Below are 849 nucleotides of genomic sequence, written 5' to 3'. Positions count from 1 at the left end.
ACTCTACCCTACGAAATCGACGGTATGGTGGTCAAAGTCAACAGTCTGGCACAACAAGAAAAACTGGGTTTCATCTCACGCGCGCCACGTTGGGCCATTGCCCACAAATTTCCTGCTGAAGAAGCATTGACCATTGTCGAAGCCATTGATGTACAAATCGGGCGCACCGGCGCAGTAACCCCCGTCGCACGCCTGCAACCTGTATTCGTCGGCGGCGTTACCGTTACCAACGCCACCCTGCACAATCAGGACGAAGTATCGCGCAAAGACGTGCGCGTTGGCGATACAGTTGTCGTACGCCGCGCCGGAGACGTGATTCCCGAGGTGGTGCGCGTGATTTTTGAACGTCGCCCAATGCAGGAAACCAATATTTCCGTTTCAGACGGCCTGCAAGACGATTTGTTTGCCGAAACACCATCTGAAACCCGAGCCGAACCGCTTCACAAACCCTACCGCCTGCCTACCCATTGCCCTATCTGTCACAGCGAAATCGAACGTGAAGAAGGCGAAGCGGTTGCCCGATGCAGCGGCGGTATGCTTTGCCAAGCACAACGTGCGCAAGGTTTGATCCACTTCGCCTCACGCAAAGCCATGGACATCGACGGACTTGGTCAAAAACAAATCGAGCAGCTGGTAGCGCAAGATTTGGTTCGTCATTTCGCCGACCTCTACCACCTCGATATCCCGACCCTGCAAAAAATGAAGGAACACGCGGATAAAGCGTCAGCTAGTGAAGAAGAACCATCAAACAGTGAAATTGGAGACTTTGAAGGCGAGACCGGCAATACTCTGCTTGCCAAAAACAATAAAACACAGCCGACCAAATGGGCAGAAAACATCCTTGCAGGC

Annotated in this window: 1 pseudogene; it reads left to right on the top strand. The window is 53.0% G+C overall.

The features are described 5' to 3' along the window. Window positions 1–849, top strand: a pseudogene (locus tag ACTHS3_RS15955) (NAD-dependent DNA ligase LigA); the annotation flags it as partial.

It is taken from the genome of Neisseria sp. P0009.S007 (genome assembly GCF_051962515.1).
Note: the sequence above shows the minus strand (reverse complement) of the source record. Positions and strands in the feature narration are given on the sequence as shown.